The organism is Methylobacterium sp. WL8 (assembly GCF_008040045.1).
Lineage (GTDB): Bacteria > Pseudomonadota > Alphaproteobacteria > Rhizobiales > Beijerinckiaceae > Methylobacterium > Methylobacterium cerastii.
In genome coordinates this window covers 1-446 of record NZ_VRVF01000216.1, presented here as the reverse complement: position 1 = coordinate 446, position 446 = coordinate 1, and the positions used below count along the sequence as shown (strand labels likewise).

Sequence of the window (446 nt, the reverse complement as noted above, 5' to 3'; positions counted from 1 at the left end):
GGTTTGCAATAAGTATTGGGAACGTTTCGCCTCCGCCGGAGACCATCGCATATGCTGCAATAGCAACATTCGTCTGACGCAAAGATTTTGCATTAATAATAACATTTAGATCAAATAATTTTTCAAACTCGACTTGCGAATTATTGCCCCGTTTTAAGCACCAGTGCTTATAAAGTACCGCCTCATTTTTATGAAGTGCACGATCACTAACGTTATACATCCTTGCTATATAATGTGCTACGGTGGCATGTTCTTTATAGTAAATGTCTTTATCGTGTGTATTTACTGATGTATTGTTTGCGTGCTGCCTATAAAAATTCGTTGTTGAGGATGTATACCCAACTAGCCCGCCGCGGATCACTGAAAGATAGAATATCCAGTCGCCGCACATGCGAAGATTAAGCCACTCCGCGTCATCTAGAATCGCTAAATTACTAGGATTTCTA

The 446-nt window shown here is 40.4% G+C and carries 1 protein-coding gene; it reads right to left on the bottom strand.

All coding sequences use genetic code 11. The features are described from left to right. Positions 1–446: hypothetical protein (locus tag FV234_RS26440; protein WP_187273813.1), on the bottom strand; the 446-nt coding region annotated here is incomplete at both ends.